This is a genomic window from Bacillus sp. 220_BSPC, assembly GCF_001054655.1.
GTDB classification, from domain to species: Bacteria; Bacillota; Bacilli; order Bacillales; family DSM-1321; genus Peribacillus; species Peribacillus frigoritolerans.
In genome coordinates this window covers 1-16937 of record NZ_JVPL01000258.1, presented here as the reverse complement: position 1 = coordinate 16937, position 16937 = coordinate 1, and the positions used below count along the sequence as shown (strand labels likewise).

19 protein-coding genes are annotated in these 16937 nt (G+C 38.4%); 8 read left to right on the top strand and 11 right to left on the bottom strand.

What is annotated here, in order from left to right; translation table 11 throughout:
• Positions 1-88: 88 nt before the first annotated feature.
• Positions 89-913 (bottom strand): SAM-dependent methyltransferase, encoded by an 825-nt coding sequence (locus tag ADA55_RS20250; protein WP_048687149.1) that lies wholly within the window; start codon positions 911-913, stop codon positions 89-91.
• 105 nt (positions 914-1018) lie between these two features.
• Positions 1019-1726, bottom strand: coding sequence for a DNA alkylation repair protein (locus ADA55_RS20245; RefSeq protein ID WP_048687147.1), 708 nt, complete (start codon positions 1724-1726; stop codon positions 1019-1021).
• A gap of 458 nt (positions 1727-2184) precedes the next feature.
• Between ADA55_RS20245 and ADA55_RS20240 the strand changes: the two genes are divergently transcribed.
• Positions 2185-2802, top strand: coding sequence for a cell wall hydrolase (locus ADA55_RS20240; protein WP_105718824.1), 618 nt, complete (start codon positions 2185-2187; stop codon positions 2800-2802).
• 231 nt (positions 2803-3033) lie between these two features.
• Here ADA55_RS20240 and ADA55_RS20235 read toward each other — a convergent pair whose 3' ends face one another.
• The 4 genes from ADA55_RS20235 to ADA55_RS20215 form a co-directional block, all read right to left on the bottom strand.
• Entirely contained in the window at positions 3034-3252 is a 219-nt protein-coding gene (locus ADA55_RS20235) for a hypothetical protein (protein ID WP_048687146.1), read from the bottom strand.
• 451 nt (positions 3253-3703) lie between these two features.
• Positions 3704-4108, bottom strand: coding sequence for a YbaN family protein (locus tag ADA55_RS20230; protein WP_048687144.1), 405 nt, complete (start codon positions 4106-4108; stop codon positions 3704-3706).
• Between the two features lie 192 nt (positions 4109-4300).
• Positions 4301-4945 carry an MBL fold metallo-hydrolase gene (locus tag ADA55_RS20225; protein WP_048687143.1) on the bottom strand — a complete coding sequence of 215 codons (645 nt, stop codon included), beginning with the start codon at positions 4943-4945 and terminating at the stop codon, positions 4301-4303.
• A 207-nt stretch (positions 4946-5152) separates the two neighbouring features.
• The gene (locus ADA55_RS20215; protein WP_048687139.1) at positions 5153-5698 is read right to left on the bottom strand and encodes a TetR/AcrR family transcriptional regulator; all 546 of its coding nucleotides are present in this window, start codon (positions 5696-5698) and stop codon (positions 5153-5155) included.
• A 235-nt stretch (positions 5699-5933) separates the two neighbouring features.
• Between ADA55_RS20215 and ADA55_RS20210 the strand changes: the two genes are divergently transcribed.
• The 5 genes from ADA55_RS20210 to ADA55_RS20190 all read left to right on the top strand — a co-directional run bounded on the left by ADA55_RS20210 (position 5934) and on the right by ADA55_RS20190 (position 10615).
• The gene (locus ADA55_RS20210; RefSeq protein WP_048687204.1) at positions 5934-7019 is read left to right on the top strand and encodes an alpha/beta hydrolase; all 1086 of its coding nucleotides are present in this window, start codon (positions 5934-5936) and stop codon (positions 7017-7019) included.
• Positions 7020-7305: 286 nt separating this feature from the next.
• Positions 7306-8052, top strand: coding sequence for a cytochrome P460 family protein (locus ADA55_RS20205; protein WP_048687138.1), 747 nt, complete (start codon positions 7306-7308; stop codon positions 8050-8052).
• Positions 8053-8138: 86 nt separating this feature from the next.
• Positions 8139-8825 (top strand): DUF4405 domain-containing protein, encoded by a 687-nt coding sequence (locus tag ADA55_RS20200; RefSeq protein WP_105718823.1) that lies wholly within the window; start codon positions 8139-8141, stop codon positions 8823-8825.
• Positions 8826-8857: 32 nt separating this feature from the next.
• Positions 8858-9424 (top strand): cyclophilin-like fold protein, encoded by a 567-nt coding sequence (locus tag ADA55_RS30740; RefSeq protein ID WP_202186601.1) that lies wholly within the window; start codon positions 8858-8860, stop codon positions 9422-9424.
• Between the two features lie 24 nt (positions 9425-9448).
• Positions 9449-10615 (top strand): MFS transporter, encoded by a 1167-nt coding sequence (locus ADA55_RS20190; RefSeq protein WP_048687137.1) that lies wholly within the window; start codon positions 9449-9451, stop codon positions 10613-10615.
• 259 nt (positions 10616-10874) lie between these two features.
• Here the strand turns inward: ADA55_RS20190 and ADA55_RS20185 are convergent, their stop codons facing one another.
• Together ADA55_RS20185 and azlC are read right to left on the bottom strand one after the other, a co-directional pair.
• Positions 10875-11207, bottom strand: coding sequence for a branched-chain amino acid transporter permease (locus ADA55_RS20185; protein WP_048687136.1), 333 nt, complete (start codon positions 11205-11207; stop codon positions 10875-10877).
• A complete protein-coding gene (azlC, locus tag ADA55_RS20180; RefSeq protein ID WP_105718822.1) occupies positions 11204-11959 on the bottom strand; it encodes an azaleucine resistance protein AzlC in 756 nt (251 codons plus the stop codon). Before azlC ends, ADA55_RS20185 begins: the two co-directional genes overlap by 4 nt.
• Positions 11960-12147: 188 nt before the next feature.
• Here azlC and ADA55_RS20175 point away from each other — a divergent pair, with 188 nt between their 5' ends.
• A complete protein-coding gene (locus ADA55_RS20175) occupies positions 12148-13536 on the top strand; it encodes a PLP-dependent aminotransferase family protein (RefSeq protein ID WP_048687132.1) in 1389 nt (462 codons plus the stop codon).
• A gap of 515 nt (positions 13537-14051) precedes the next feature.
• Here the strand turns inward: ADA55_RS20175 and ADA55_RS28800 are convergent.
• Positions 14052-14162 (bottom strand): YjcZ family sporulation protein, encoded by a 111-nt coding sequence (locus ADA55_RS28800; protein WP_072273522.1) that lies wholly within the window; start codon positions 14160-14162, stop codon positions 14052-14054.
• 257 nt (positions 14163-14419) lie between these two features.
• On the opposite strand from ADA55_RS28800, the gene ADA55_RS20170 reads away from it, so the two are divergent.
• Positions 14420-14896 (top strand): hypothetical protein, encoded by a 477-nt coding sequence (locus ADA55_RS20170; protein ID WP_048687131.1) that lies wholly within the window; start codon positions 14420-14422, stop codon positions 14894-14896.
• Positions 14897-15074: 178 nt separating this feature from the next.
• Here ADA55_RS20170 and ADA55_RS20165 read toward each other — a convergent pair whose 3' ends face one another.
• Complete coding sequence (locus ADA55_RS20165) at positions 15075-15761, bottom strand: MBL fold metallo-hydrolase (protein WP_048687130.1); 687 nt, start codon at positions 15759-15761, stop codon at positions 15075-15077.
• 313 nt (positions 15762-16074) lie between these two features.
• Positions 16075-16524: an NUDIX hydrolase gene (locus tag ADA55_RS20160; protein ID WP_048687197.1), complete on the bottom strand. Its 450-nt coding sequence runs from the start codon at positions 16522-16524 to the stop codon at positions 16075-16077.
• Positions 16525-16937: the final 413 nt, after the last annotated feature.

The following is a 16937-nucleotide window of genomic DNA, read 5'->3' as shown; positions in this document are numbered from 1 at the left end:
CATTTGATGTTTTTCCTCCTTTTACAGCTTATGCAAAAAAGCAACCCATTAGGCAGCCCTGGATCTTGAATTCATTTAAATACGATTATTACTTTGCACAAACAATGAAACTATTTAATGAATTCTCCTTACCATTCGAAGTGTTCATCAGTTCATAATAACCAGTTATTAACGTTTGTATCATGTTAGGGACTTTAATAAATTCTGCACGGATACTATTTGCATAATCTTTTTCCCATTGACCGTCCTGTAAAAATGTTGCATCGACGGTAAGTTGTTTTACCACTTCAAAATTTGCTTGCTGGAGTAGCTGGAGAATTTGAGTTTTATGAAATATGTTTTGGATATTTCCTTCATTCTTTACGAAGTTTGAATGCAGTGCCAGAATGGAAACTGCACAAAAGTGGGAACGTTGAGAAAGGCAGGTGAAGTCGAGGTCCCATTCTGCAAAACATATTTGTTTTGCCAATCCACGAACCTTTTTAAAGTATTTCAATAAATCCTCTGGTTGCTTGTAATACCATGAACATTGGGATAATACCGCCATATCAAATGGTATGGGTGATTCAAAAAAATCAAAATCCATTTCAAAATGGAAGTCAATCCGTTCTCCTAATGAAGATTTCTTTATACTTCCTGTTGCTTGATCTAATGTTAACGGTGCTCCGTAATCGGGACTAGCAATATCTATTGCGACAACAGACCCGCTTTCCCCTACTGCGTCTGCTATTGCAACGGTTGTATCCCCTTGACCACAACCTATTTCCAATACACGCATTCCTTTTTGAATCCCAAATGCCGCTACTAATTCCAAACGGTGCTGCAACTGCACTTGTTGTATCAAATCATCTTCAAATAATTGATATTCCGATAAAAAGGATCTTGTTTTTTCGTTTAGTTGAAATGACTTCAAGTATCATTCACCCCACTTTAAGTGTATTGGTTCATCAACAAAATAAAAAGGCTGCCGAAGCAACCCCCTTTATTGAAATTACCCTTCAATTTTGCAAAACCAATTTTAACATCTTACATGCTTGCGTTTAAAACCGAGCTTTCCTTTACCGACTTCTTTTTGAATACTTTCGTATGCATTTAGAAAACTGGTTTTTTTCTTGTCCCGTTTGACTTCTACGATTCCTATTGCCTTTGCGGTCTCGACTGCCTTTTCATGGAGCGGCAAATAGGAAATCCCCACGGTGTAAAGAAAATTATTCATGGCGGATTTCGTTCGTTCTGGAGAATCGTGAATCGTATGTTTCACAAGGTCCAGCATATCGGAAATTTTGCTTTGTGAAAATTCAACGTCTTTTCGATTCCCTAAAAGCCAACAGTAGCAACTCCAGCCCGCTGACATTCTCAGCTCTTCACCGCTTGCAATCCATTTATCGGATACTTCTTGTGCAATATCTGACTCCGATAAAGTTACAGCCACTACATAATCGGACAGCATATAAAAATACGCAGCATCCATCCAGCGATCATAATCAGACTCAGTCATGGCTTTTGGGTCTGCAATGATGCCTGCAAAGTACATGGCATCATAGTTGCCTGTCGAATAAAGCTCTTCAGCTAAATCCTGATTTATTTTTATTTTCCTTACAATTGGTTTCATGGCACCTGTCGCCACGCCAAAAAGCGGCTCATGTGCACCATTGGATATGTACATTTTTTTAGTTCGTTCCTTGCCAAGGGCTTCAAGCTCCTGCATGACCATTTCTACATTCATCGTACAGCACATCCTTCTTTATGGAGTTTCCCCCTAAATATTTTGCCCATCAAATATATAACCATTATCCTATAACAGACTGCCATTTGTCAGCACCGTCTAAGCACATGAATGTTACGCAGGGTTCCACTTGTAAACTTTATAACTCTCGATATTTTGTTGAACTATCCTGCCTCGATAGTTCCATAAGGGGTCTTGTAGCACCTCATCAAGTTAAAATTTCTTTACGCCCCAAAACGAAAAAAGCTATCTTCAGCAGCATATAGCTTAATTTTTCGTTTTGGGTATAATCCTTTTACTAAGCTTGATGGCGATAGGCGGTACCCAAAAAACAGATGAATTTGTCTGAAGACCCCCTAAAAATTTGGTTTAAAATAGTAATAATGTAATATAAATCTATTTTTCTTGTATGATAAGGTAGAATAGTAGGAAAATGAATCGAAGGGTGGTATTACTTGATGGTAAATTTTAAAAAAATGTCGTTTGTTATTTTTATTTGTTTCATGTTTCTTATACCAAATTCAATCTTTGCTCAAGAAGTTTTACACAATGGAAGTCAAGGACAAGCAGTTTATGACTTACAAGAAAATTTAAAGGAAATGGGTTACTTTAACAGGCAACCAACAGGGTATTATGGTTCAATTACTGATCATGCAGTGAAACAACTTCAACTAGATTCTGGAATATTGCCAGATGGAGTTTTTGGATACCAAACACAACAAAAATTAAATAGTATTGAAATGATGGCCAGGGTTGTTCATGGAGAAGCTCGAGGAGAAACTTATGAAGGAAAAGTAGCTGTCGCTGCAGTAATTTTGAACCGAATGTCAGCGTCAGGTTTTCCTAAAAATACTTACGATGTTATTTTCCAGACAAATGCTTTTACAGCTGTACATGATGGGCAATATTATTTGACCCCAAATAGCCATTCTTATCGAGCTGTTATTGATGCATTACAAGGTTGGGATCCTACTCATGGTTCTGTTTATTATTATAATCCGATGTCGGCAACAGATGAATGGATTTTCACAAGGGAAACAGTCATTAGAATAGGCAACCACTTATTTGCAAAGTAATACTAATCTACATACATATTGAGAAATGATATTTATAGTTTCGTATTATAAATATCCCATTATCTATGTCGTGGAGTATAGTTGAAAGGTCGGGCAGTAATTGCCCGCCCTTTTTGGCGGTACCCCAGAAGAAAACGGTTCCAGCCACTACGTTTGTTGAACTATCCTGCCCATAGCTCTTTATAGAACCGAATTAACAAGGTTTTTGCTAAAAATGCAAAGCCATGGACTTTATATCCCCCCACTTAAAGGAGCTTTTTCATGAGTACAGGTCAGGTATTTTCGGAATACATCATTAAAATATCCTACATCAATAATTGCTTTTTCACCTTTATAAGGGCATTGAATATGCGTCAGCTGAAGTGATTCATTTATGATGACCAAGTCTATTGCGTCTAATTCTTTTTTGCAGCACGAACATTTCACAGCTAGTAATTTTTCTTTTTCCATTAAAGAAGCCCCCTTTTATAAATAGGTATTCTTTATGTTTAGTTGCTAATCCTACCTGTTCACACAACCGTCAAAAATTCCTTTTTCCATTAAGTATTCAGTTGGTTCATCATAGCTTGTTTAACTAACCTGCCGCGATAGTCCCATAAGAAAAAAGCTGCCTTAAAGACGCTCTAACCTTCAGCTAACGCACCCATTATTAGCAAAAAAACCACCATTCGGCGCTCTGATTCTAACTTATGTACCTGTTTGTTGAATAAACTTTTTAAAATCCATTACCCTGGAATACCATTCTCATTAAAGCAAACGATATAACCCCTAAATATTTTTTCATGATTCCCCACCCTTCTTTTCCAAATTTATATATATGTATTTTTTTATTATTGAAATATCCTACTTCTTTAGCTCCATTAGAAAAAGAGCTGCCGAAGCAACTCCGTTATTTGAAGGTTCAAAACGCTCTTTTTTCCGTACCGTTTCGATCAATTGTCTTAATTTTTTTAATGAAATAATAATGTTTGTAGAGGGCGAGTACGACCAATAAGATTTTCACCAATAGGATGTCCACATAAAATACAGAAATCACGATGAAGAAATCGGCAATTAAATTGATTCTTATTTTCTCTCTTCGGGTCATCCCTTTTTTTTGCAGGAATGCTTCAACGTATTTTTCATATAATGAGGTGCTCTTGAACCAGTTTTCAATCGACTTGGAGCTTTTAGCAAAGCAAAAGGCAGCGAATAAGTAAAACGGACCGCCTGGCAGAACTGGTAAAACAGTCCCTGCGATACCAATCAAAAGAGATATGGCCCCAAGAAGAAAGAAAAGGATACTTTTTACTTTTTTTATTGTCATCACCTTTTTATTTATATTCTATCCCCTTATAACGTAAAGAGGAAGCTTAATTGATTCAATTCATTGATTAGTATCTTCCCTTTTAGTTCTTGAACTAACCTGCCCTTTCATTATTAACAGGATCTCTTATCAATTCGCAACATTTTTTAGACATCGCAGACTTTATATGAAAGTCACATCGCAGCCTTATATTCATTCATAGAGCATGGTAACGACACCAGCATATTCCGACAAATTTTCTTTGGAAATATCCAATGTCTTAACTTCGGTTATTCGCTGTCCGGAAATCTGAAGAAACTTATCTACCTTTGAAAACATCAAGCCAACAACCGACAATGACTTTGTTCTGTAATGCATGGGAATCGTAATAGTAGATTTCAATTGACGCATTACCTGAGTGGCTTCCAAGGCATTAATCGTGACTGTACCTCCTACAGGAATGATGAGAATATCCACTTTTCCAATTTCATTTATTTGTTCTTCTGATAATAGATGCCCTAAATCTCCGCAGTGACAGATGGTCAGATCGTCCATTTGGAAACGATATATGATATTGGGGCCTCTCTTCTCGCCATTTACCTTGTCGTGAAATGTCTTAAATCCTTTAATTCTTACATCTTCGCGGATGTATTCCTTCGGCTCATTCACAAGAAAGTAATCACCCGTTGCAGCTTTAATTTTATTGTGATCGAAATGATTATGGGTAACAGCCACTATATCTGGTTCAACGCTTGGCATACGGTAACGGATGAAGCGATAATATGGATCAATAAGAATCCTGGTTCCTCTTTCGGATGTTAGTAAAAAGGCAGAATGTCCAAACCATTTTATTTTCATACTAAAATTCTCCTTACTATGCAATTGATTTAAAATCAAGCAACTTTTAAGGAACCTTGGACTACAGTTAAAAATATATTCCATTTATTATAATTCCACCATTCCTGTAATAGTCCTTCTACACCCTTCCTAGAAGAAAAGAGATGCCCTAAAGACACCCCTTTGCTTCCAGAGACCACTATCCCAGGAACGTTTCTCATTAGATGGTTATACAATCCTCTCTAACAAATCCCCCACTTTTTCTGCCATGACACGTGGTGGATAAGGCATTCCATTCTTTAACCACCATTCCACTACGCCTACGTAAGCATTTGCAACAAATTGAACAATTACATCTTCATTTTGGTCGGAATTTTTCCCTTTTGTTATGTCAACATCTTTCTTGAACTCTTCGATATTGAACTTAAGGAACTGACTGCGAAAATATGGAGCTCCTTCACTCGCTAACATCGTTGAAAAGAATAAATAATTGCTCTTAAAGTATTCCATACAGTGTACAGTCGATTCTATATAATCCATTTCAGTTGCCGATTCACAAAAATGACTCATGTTGTTTATATGTTCTTCCATGATTTTATCTAATAGATCAAATTTATCTAAGTAATGAAGATAGATGGTTCCTCGATTAACATTCGCTCTGTCTGCAATATCCTGAATGGTAATGTCATCAAAACTTTTTTCGGACATCAGTTCAATGAGAGCCTTTTTAATGGCTTCTTGGCTTTTGGTTATTCTTCTGTCTACTTTCGGCATTGTTTGGTCACCAAACTTTCCTAAAAATAATCAACAATTTTTATTGATTTGTTGAGTAATCAACGAATTGCGTTCATTTAACCATTGAGAGCATCCTGTTTCTATTTAATAATTATAAACAGATGTTGATTAATCAATCAATGAGGATTTCTTTTTGAACGAGGGCAATGTACACCATGATAGTCACAAAAGAATTTTTTTCAAAACAAAAATAAGAAAGGGTGTTGTTTTAAAAATGAAGAAAAAAACGATTATCAGGCGTGTACTCACAATGATAGCACTGGGCTTACTTTTATCCATGACCATCATTGCATCCAAGACCTTCGTTGGCGCTGCATATACGCCGGATATGTCCAATGGGGCAGACAATTTTTACAAAAGCAACAAGGTAACCATGAAGAAGATTGAGTTTAAAAACCAATACAACATGAATGTCGCAGGGAACCTTTTCATACCTAAAGGTTTGAAGAAGAACACCAAAAATCCCGCGATCATTGTCGGGCATCCTATGGGCGCAGTAAAAGAACAGAGTGCGAATTTGTATGCCACTAAAATGGCTGAACGGGGATTTGTTACTTTGTCCTTGGATTTGTCTTTCTGGGGAGAGAGTGAGGGTCAGCCCCGCAACGCTGTTTCGCCGGATATCTATGCCGAGGATTTCAGTGCTGCGGTGGATTTCCTAGGCACCCGGCCATTTGTAGACAGAGATCGGATTGGTGTTCTCGGGGTTTGCGGCAGCGGGAGCTTTGCCATCAGCGCAGCCAAGATCGACCCGCGCATGAAAGCCATTGCGACAGTCAGTATGTACGACATGGGTGCCGCCAACCGTAACGGGCTTAAACACTCGCAGACTCTTGAGCAGAGAAAGAAGATTCTCGAAGAGGCAGCAGAGCAACGCTATGTGGAGTTCACAGGCGGTAAAACCAAATACACCAGTGGGACAGTACATGAACTGAATGAAAACTCAACGGCGATTGAACGTGAGTTTTATGACTTCTACCGCACTCCAAGAGGTGAATTCACTCCCAAGGGCACATCGCCGGAACTGACGACACACCCTACTCTGACCAGTAACGTCAAATTCATGAATTTTTACCCGTTCGAAGACATAGAGACGATTTCCCCTCGTCCGATGCTTTTCATCACGGGTGAAAACGCTCATTCCAGAGAGTTCAGCGAAGACGCCTACAAGCTGGCGGCCGAACCGAAGGAACTCTACATTGTTCCGGGCGCAGGTCATGTGGATCTGTACGACCGGGTGAATTTAATCCCCTTTGATAAGCTTGAGTCCTTCTTCAAAGAAAATCTGAAGAAAAAGTAAGGCTGTATAGGTCGCAGCGAGCTTTGCGTGCAATGTTACTTTGAGTGAAACCACTGTGTGAGTCCTGCAAATCTTGTCGGGACTCACATTTTTTTGTCTGAATGGAATTCCATACGTATGTAGATTTGAAGGATGTTGTTAACCCTTACCATATACTGGATTTTTAGTATGAAAGTAATTCCCTTTCCATCTAAAGACAATGATATTCAACTTGGATTAATAGTCAGAGAAGCCAAGTTAGGATGGATTTACGAGACAATAAAACGAAACTGGAGGAGGAAAACGAATGAAAAAACGATTATTTCATTCACTTGCGTTGTTGCTTGCCCTCACCCTAACTGCTTGCAACAACAATGATACTGGAACAATGGACACTTCTCATCAAGAAGAGGATTCCTCTGGGGCTAAGTCTGGGGAATACGCTGAGATTGGATCTGGTGCTAACCTTGTTAAATTCCCTGAAGACCTTGAAAAAGGGATCGTGTTTGCTACTTACGATCGAGGAGATATTCATGAAGACATCTATGTAAATAGTAAGGAAGCGATTGTAGCTGCACAGAATGGAGAGGAGCTTCCGAGCGGCACCGTTATTACTCTTGTGGGATATAAGGATGGAGAGCTCGATCAATATTTAGTGATGGAAAAGCGTACCGGGTGGGGTTCCCAGTACTCGCCGGAAGAACATAATGGGGAATGGGAATACCAGGCATTCACTCCTGACAAAGAAGTGAGGCCAGATAATATTGGCCGTTGCTTTTCCTGCCACGCAAATCAGGAAAGAGATGACTATATGAATTCGATGGATCAGATGAAAGAGTTTGATTTAGGAGACATTTCACAATCAAAAAATAGCAGTTCAGAAACCCCAATCGCTGCTATCCCTACAGAGCATTGGAAGGTAAGTGAGATATCTGATCATTTGAATGATTCTAAGGATGTAAATAAAGAAGAAAGTAATTTAAAAAATGAAGAAAAAGCGAAAAAAATTCAGGCCGTTCTTTTGAAGATGTATTTACAACAATATAAAAGCTAAGGGATTTGTTTCATTAAAAGATATTTCCATACACATATAGGAAATATTATCCAGAAGTAAACATTCGATGGAAAGAGGTGCATGCATTGAATCGAAAGATGTTATTCAAGTTAGTAAATGACCTTGCGATGACAGTTCTTATGTTAATAGCAATGGCTTACTATATTACCGGAAATATGATCCATGAAGTCGTTGGAGTTGTTGTGCTTATATTATTTATCGCCCATAACCTTTTAAATCGACGTTGGTATAAAGCGATTTTAAAGGGAAAACATAATATACCGCGCATTCTACAAATAGGAATCAACCTACTATTTCTTGTAACCATGGTTTTGATGATGATAAGTGCTGTGTTGATTTCCAGTGATTTATTTCCCTTTATTCCTATAAATAACGACATGACGCTACGGCAAATACATGTTCAGACTGCTTATTGGGGATTTATCATCATGGCAGTACACATAGGATTATCATGGGGAATGATTATCAATTCAGTACGGAGGATGACGGGAATCACCGGTACTAGCCATATTCGCACCATTGCGTTGCGTATTTTGGCGGTATTAATTGTTGCCTACGGGGTGCATTCTTCCATCGAGGGAGAAATGGGTTCTAAGCTATTCACTTACAACCCATTTGGGTGGTTCAATGATGATTCCACTATAAGGTTCTTGATTGACCACCTATCTATCATGGGAATCTATATTGCTGGGACACATTATGCTTTGAAATTCATTCAGAGGCAGGAGAGAAAAGCAGTTCAAAAAAACTGAAATAACTTTAGAAGTGAAGGGTGGGGATTTTAATGAAGAAGACCGTTCAACGGATATTGTTAACATTCATAGTATCTTCATTGTTTTTAACGGCTTGCAATAGTAGGACCAATGAAGAAAACACAAGCAACGAAAAAAATTTGACTATCCATAGTAGCAAACAAGAAGTGACAGCTGATGAATCAAACAATGGGGATAGCCAAGATTCTACACGTGATAATGAAGGGTTAGATGGTATGGAAGATATTAGAATAAAATTAACATTTAACAACGGAGAAGTCATTGTCAACATGTATGATAATCCAACAAGTAAGGATTTTTTATCATTACTCCCCCTTACATTAACATTTGAAGATTATGCAGGAACGGAAAAAATTAGTTACCCATCAAATAAATTATCTACTAAAGAGGCGCCATCAGGAATGGACCCTACAATTGGAGACTTCACTTATTTTGCTCCATGGGGGAATTTAGCTATATTTTATAAGGACTTTGGATATTCAAATGGGCTTATTAAACTAGGGAAAATTGAATCTGGAAAAGAAAACTTTGAAAATGTTCATGGTGATTTCACAGTTCATATTGAAAAAGTCGATTAAAGGAAGAGGTTTGGAGGAACTTTTTTGCAAAAACAAAATAATTTACTCATCTTTATATTAACCATCGGTGTTTTCGGAATCATCAATACTGAAATGGGGGTAATCGGCATCTTGCCTTCCATTGCCGATCACTTTCATGTCAGCATCTCAAAAGCAGGATTGCTTGTGAGTCTTTTTGCCCTTGCTGTAGCTGTATCCGGTCCAACCATGCCGTTATTATTTTCGGGGATGAACCGGAAGAAGGTCATGCTACTTGTGCTAGGTGTTTTCGTTTTGGGGAACATCGTATCCATATTTACAACTAACTTTACCCTTGCATTAGTTGCCCGTATAGTTCCAGCCTTTTTTCATCCGATTTACTGTTCACTGGCTTTTACCGTAGCGGCAGACTCCGTCAGCAAGGAGGAAGCACCAAAAGCTGTTTCTAAAGTTTTTATCGGAGTATCCGCTGGAATGGTAGTCGGTGTACCCATCGTAAGTTTTATTGCTAATGCCGCTTCGATTGAAATGGCGATGGCATTCTTTGCTATTGTTAATGCGATTGTATTTCTTGCTACATTGATTTTTGTACCATCCATGCCTGTTGAGGAAAAACTTTCTTACGGAGCGCAATTATCCGTATTAAAAAAATCGATTACATGGCTTTCCATTGTGGCTGTCATTTTATTGAACTCAGCCGTATTTGGAGTTTATAGCTACCTTACTGAGTATCTGAAAACTGTTACGAATATGTCTTCGAACACAATCAGTTTAATGTTACTCATTTACGGTGGTGCCAATATTATTGGAAACATCGCGGCAGGGAAGCTGCTTACTAAAAATGCGAACAAGTCTGTAGTGATTTTCCCTTTTGCATTGGGAGCAGTTTACATCATATTATTCTTATTTGGACAGTTCACCATACCTATGGCCATCCTTACATTAATTTGGGGGATTTTAGCTGGTATAGGGGGTAATATCAATCAATACTGGATCATGTCTTCAGCCCCCGAATCTCCTGATTTCGCTAATGGACTATTTTTAACAGCGGTTAACCTGGGAACGACAATTGGAGCTGCAGCAGGTGGATTATTCATATCAGAGCTGGGTACACAATACGTGGTATTCGTGGGTTTACTATCATTGTTATTAAGTTCGGTAATGATTTTCCTAAGAAACTACAAATTTACTCCTACACAACAACTTTCCTGAGTATGAAAAGGCTAGGTATGCACACTGCCTAGCCTTTTCAGCGATTAAGAATAACCGAATCATTTCAGGATTGCTGGAAAGAGGATAGATTGATGTTTCAATAACTTTAGAAATGCATGTAAACTACCCTGCCCTAAAATGCCATAAGAAAAAGCTGCCTTAAAGACAGCTCTGCTCGTAAACTATTAAACTGATTAATCTTGTTCATCAAATTCATTGAACCACTACCACTTATCGACCTTACGGAATTATTATCCATTTAAAAAACCAATTGAATCAGCATCATATAGACAACCGTTCCCCCCGCTATCGAGAGGAGCATCATTTTCTTCCAAACGTGAAGCAGGGCAACTACCGCCACCCCAATGAATTCAGGGATGCCATGACTTCCGGATTGCAGGCTTACATCCTTTAAACAATAAATGATTAAAAGTCCAATTACCGCGGATGGCAGCATTTTACCGAGATACTGTACATACTTCGGTGTGGGTTTACCTGATGGGAAAATGATGAACGGAAGAAACCTTGTAAGCATTGTGCCTAAAACAACCATCGCGATTGTAATGATTTGCTGCGTTAAAGTCATTGTCATATGGTTCTCACCTCAACTTTCTCTAACGGCTTTCTAAGTAAGGAAAGTACCCCCAAAATGGCAAACATGGCAGGGATAATGAAGTTGCTTCCGCCAAATATAATAAGGCAGACAGCTGAAAGGCCAAGCCCAGCAAGGGCACTATGATGGTTTTTCTCTTTCATCCATTGTTCAATGAAAATCACGACAAAGAGAGCCGTCATAACAAAATCGAGTCCTTCTGTATTGAATTTGACAAAAGAGCCAAAAATGCCGCCAATCGCTGCTCCTATTACCCAATAGCAATGATTGAGCAGTGTCACGAAGAACATGAACCAGCCCTTATCAACATCCTTCGGTACATCAACGGTACAATTGATGGAAAAAGACTCATCGCAAAGCCCAAAAATCAGATACAGCTTTTTCTTACCGGTCCCCCTATATTTATCAAGCATGGATATGCCATAAAACAAATGCCGTGCATTCACCATTAAGGTTAGAAAAAGGGCGTTAATCGGATTGAACGCGACAAGCAATAAATTGGCTGCAATAAACTCCATCGATCCTGCAAATATCGTTAGACTCATCAATATCGGGTAAATCGCGCTGAATCCTAATGAATTCATAAAGATCCCATAAGCGATGCCTAAAAATAAAAAGCCTGCCAAAATGGGCACTGTGTACGGAAAAGCCGCACGAAATGCTGGTATCAGTTGAGTTCGTTTATTCATATATATCACATCCTGATGGCTAAATTTATTTAAACTTAACATACAAAATCCGTACAAAAAACAAGTTAATTGTATGGATTACAATTAAAATAAAATTCCCCCATTTTATCAAAATGGGGGAGTCTGATAGGCTAATCACCTTATATTCTTTAAAAGCCGACCGTTTCAATATTAGAATTCCATACAAAAAATGATATGATTGTATGGAATAAGACTAGGAGAGGTGAAGTATGCCAGTAAATTCATTTGACAATTATCCAATGTCCTGGAAACCTGATAAGAATGCATTAAAGCGTCCCTTTTATAAATCTCTTGCATCATTACTTGAACAAGATATAATAAATGGTTTTTTAGCACCTGGAACCAAGTTGCCCCCTCAACGAGAATTGGCAGATTTTCTTGACTTAAACTTCACCACGATTACCCGATCCTACAAATTATGCGAGGTAAAGGGATTGATATATGCCGTTACGGGAAGCGGAACCTTCGTGGCTCCCAATGCCACTCGTTCGATAACCATTTCCGCGGATAAAACGGCAAACAGCATCGATCTTGGTTTTGTGGCATCTTTTGAGCAAACCAATGATATCGTTTCAGAAACTTTACAAAAAACCGTCAACAAAAGTTATTTGGAGCAGCTGCTGAATTACAATGATCCGACTGGTATTCCACATCAAAAAACAGCAGCTCTAAACTGGATGGAATCTTTCGGCATTCACGCGGATCAGGAGCATATAGCCATCGTTTCCGGTGCCCAAAATGCATTGGCTATTGCCCTCGCTGCCTTGTTTGAGCCTGGTAATAGAATTGCAACCGACTTATACACCTATTCAAACTTTATCGAACTGGCAAAGATGTTTCATATTAAATTAGTGCCCATTTCCGGGGACCAGTTTGGAATGCTGCCAGATGAACTTGAAAAGCAATGTTGTCAAACAAATATTGACGGCATATTTCTGATGCCCTCTTGCAACAATCCAACCACAATCATGATGTCGGATATTCGAAAGCAAGAATTGGCAGCGGTCATCCGAAAGCATCGTTTAATTTTGATTGAGGATGATATTCATGCATTTCTGACGGCAGGCATTATCCCCGACTACCGGCAGCCGATGTTCCAGTTGCTTCCGGAACAGAGTGTTTATATTTGCGGCACCTCTAAGTCCATATGTTCCGGATTAAGAGTTGCCTATATGGTTTATGGAGAAACATTACGCGAGAAAATTTCCCAGGCCATTTTCAACATAAATGTAAAGACCTCTTCTTTTGATGCAGAGGTTATAACAGAGCTAATCCTATCAGGAAAGGCCCATGAAATTGTTTCTCATAAGAAACGGCTTGCACAGACTGCAAATGATATTTATTCGGAATATTTCCCCTTAAGAAACGATGTCGGACATCCTCTCAGTCTATATCGCTGGCTTCCAATTAAAGGGCATAACGATGCGTTACAGCTGGAAACCGATTTAAAAAGGCGCGGCATTCGGGTTTTTCATTCCAATCGTTTTCAAAGCGGGCAGACCACCCCTGATATGTATTTGCGCATTGCACTTTCTTCCACAAACTCATTCGATGAGTTAAAAATAGGATTAGGTATATTAAAGCAGTATCTAAGCTGATTTAAGTCTAGTAAAAAAACATTCTAGTTGATTCGATTGGAAGGTGCGAGACTGCTGCGAGAAAATCGAGAATTAGGGAGACCCCTCAGGCGCAAAAGCGCCGAGGACGAGCCACCCGCCGAAAGCGAATGCCTAGAGTGGAAATAAATGTTCAAGTTTTGACAACTTAATTATTATCGAGTTAGTCTGCAAATCTCCGGAATGTTCTCACCCCGGACCATATAAATGAAGACCCGCTTATCCTTCATTAATTTTCACTTTTCGATATGGAATGAAACCTTATTAGATTGAAGAATTTGCGACACTCCTGCCGAATAACTGGCTAGCCGAGATCCCACAGCCGCTTGCGGTAATGAGGCTTGGCAGACAATCGGCGGAAAGGGAGCGGATTTCTGAAATCAACTCCGAACGTTTTTTAATAATTGCAGACAGACCCAATTATCTACAGTTCGAGCCCGACCAATAATGGACGGGCTATTTTATGCTTTTTTTAGCAGAAGCCGCTCTTTCCCGCCTTAAAAACAACTACTTCCAATAATGATTAAGAGTATAAACAAAACGACTATTAAGGCGAAACCTCCACCAAATCCAAACCCGCTGTCAAAACCCTGTTCACAACCTGACATATAGAAACATCTCCTTATTTTTAATGAGGAATAAATGGGCTATATCATCTTATGCTCCAATCAGGAAAATGACAGCAACAGTCTCCATCTCCAAGGTGGTAAAGTTACATTTTAAGTTGACATTCACGAATAAGTTATCCATGTTTAACCTCTGCAATTTTATTTGAACTGGACAACATTCATAAACATAAGATGGAAAATACAATTTCATTCATTTCGATCCTAAATGATAACTATAAACTGTACTGAAAGAGGAGATGTTTTTGTATCCGAATGATTATTATTATCGAGTAAACAACTGGGAACCTATTTTATATATGTTGCACCAAAGTTTATATGCTGAAGAAATGGTATGTGCTATGAGCAGTGAGCTTTTCCATATACCAGAAACCAAAGATTTAAAAGGAAGTCGCGAGATGCATAACCACCTAATCCCCGCATCCTATCACCGTGTAACCGCAGTGGAGTCCGCCCAAAGGCTAAAAAATGGTGAGCAACAGCAAACCATTGTAGAAACAATGACAGCTTGTATAGTGAATGCTGAAACCCAAGATAAAAAAGTACGTGAAGGATTAAAGATAATGGAGGAAAATGCAAGCCCTAATTATATAGCCTTCATTAAAGTGATTATCAAATGGCAAGAACAAGCAGAATCCTATTTAAATCAAGCAAAAGAAGCTTTACGATCTATGGGGGTTTCATTTCCTGTTGGAAGTGAACAGCAGAATTATTAAGATATTATGATTCTACAAAAATTCATTCAAGGGTTATATCCCACACCTTCGCTTGACCGAACTGTAAGAAGTTCGGTTTTTTCTGTATAAGCCAAGCTGACACCACCCGCAATAAATACTTCAAACACAATTGAAAAAGCTGCCTTTAAAGACAGCTCCAATCATAAGCAAAACTCCATTATAAAGTGAATGTCCCACCATGATAACAATAGTAGTTTTCAGCTTGTAGATCCTTAATCTTTCTTAAAGACTGTTCTGCTTTCTCGACATTTAAACAAAAGTGCGGATTGGCAATGAGCAATTCATGATTCTCTATAACAGCTGCATCACCTGCTATTACAGTTTTTAAACGTGGAAAATATAATGAAATATGACCTGAAGTATGTCCCGGTGTTGTTACTACTCTACATTCGTTATCCAAAATCCAATCACCATCATGTACCTTTTCATCAATTGAAACATGCTTTAAATTCTTTAATTGTTGGATAAACCATTTCCCGAATTCGATTTCTTGAATTGGCATATTTTCCAGCATTTCTTCGGCTTGAACCAATCTCTCTGACTTCATTTCACCACTAATATATTTTGCCTCCACTTCACTGGCGATCAAGTTAATGTGAGGATACCTTTCCTTGAAATCATATAAGGAGCCTATATGATCAATATCATAATGAGTAATGATTATATTCCTTAAATTCTTCATGTCATAACCATTTTTAAAAATTTCATTTTCAATGAAAGGTAAAAAATTTGGATACCCTGTATCGACCAAGGTTAGTTCATTCTTTGAAATAATCAAGCTAGGATTAATGTGATTTTTTTGTCCATTAAATTCAAATTCAATTGGCAGTTCCATTATCTTCATTTTCCTCCCACACACCTCCCGTTTTATTCTATATATTCTTCAACTATTTATTTTAACCTTCCCCTTTAATTGCAAGGGTGTTAGTCCATTAAGAAACCCAGTATGGAAACAACGAATAGAAATAATGAGACAACAGCAACCTCAAAAAACCTCCTTTTCTATCTTTTTGAGGTTCCTCTATTCCAGTTATCAACAAAACCGAACACTTCCGGTAAATAGCTGATAGGCATATAAAGCAACTATTATTCTGATGAAGTTCGCCTTTAAGGATTCAAGTTCAAAAAGGGTACAATATTAGAGATTGGGTAAGGTTTCAAGATCTATGCATTTGACCATTTTTGTAAGTGAATGTATAGTTTCCTTCTTTTTTCAATAAAATCGGCAAGTACTGTGAAACCATCTCAGCAATTCCGAGATTAAGCGGATGGAGTATCCAATCAATGGATTTCCAATCAAGAATGCCTTCCCGCGTTTTTTTCGGTGTTTCATAAGTTAAATCCTCATCCGCCATATACAAATATACATATATTCCATCCAATTCACCTTCTGGAGTCTCCCAGTTTACGGTTCCTTTAGAAAAAAAGGACTCTACCTCTATCCCCGTTTCCTCAAATACCTCACGCTGCGCACCCATATCAGGTGTTTCACCTTTCTCGATTTTGCCCCCCACCCCATTCCAGACACCCATAATTGGAGCTTTCTCCCGGTTAAGCATGAGAAGTTCATTATTCTTCTTTACAAAACAAACAGTATACTTAAACATTAAAAAAAGAACCCCTTTATCGTTAGTTCGTGCCACATCATGGCTAAGCTGGTTAATGGGAGTGAAGTAAAAAATACTTAACACATATAAATAAGAAGGATCATGACCAAACATCCCGCACTTCCACTGCCTCCAATGTATTAACACATTCTCAAATTCTAACAATGAAAATGGAATCCGTAAACGCTCTCCGTCATCACTCGAGGGTTTGAGTGATATATTCGTGAGTTTGATTGATATATTTGTGAGTTTGGGCGATATATTCAAGAGTTTGAGTGATATATTCGAAAGTTTGAGCGATATACTCGAGATTTTCGCTGTTTTACTCGTGTATTCGCACTTTACTCGTGAGTTTGAGCGATTTACTCGTGAGTTTTGCTATTTTACTCGTGAGTTTCGCTATTATACTCGTG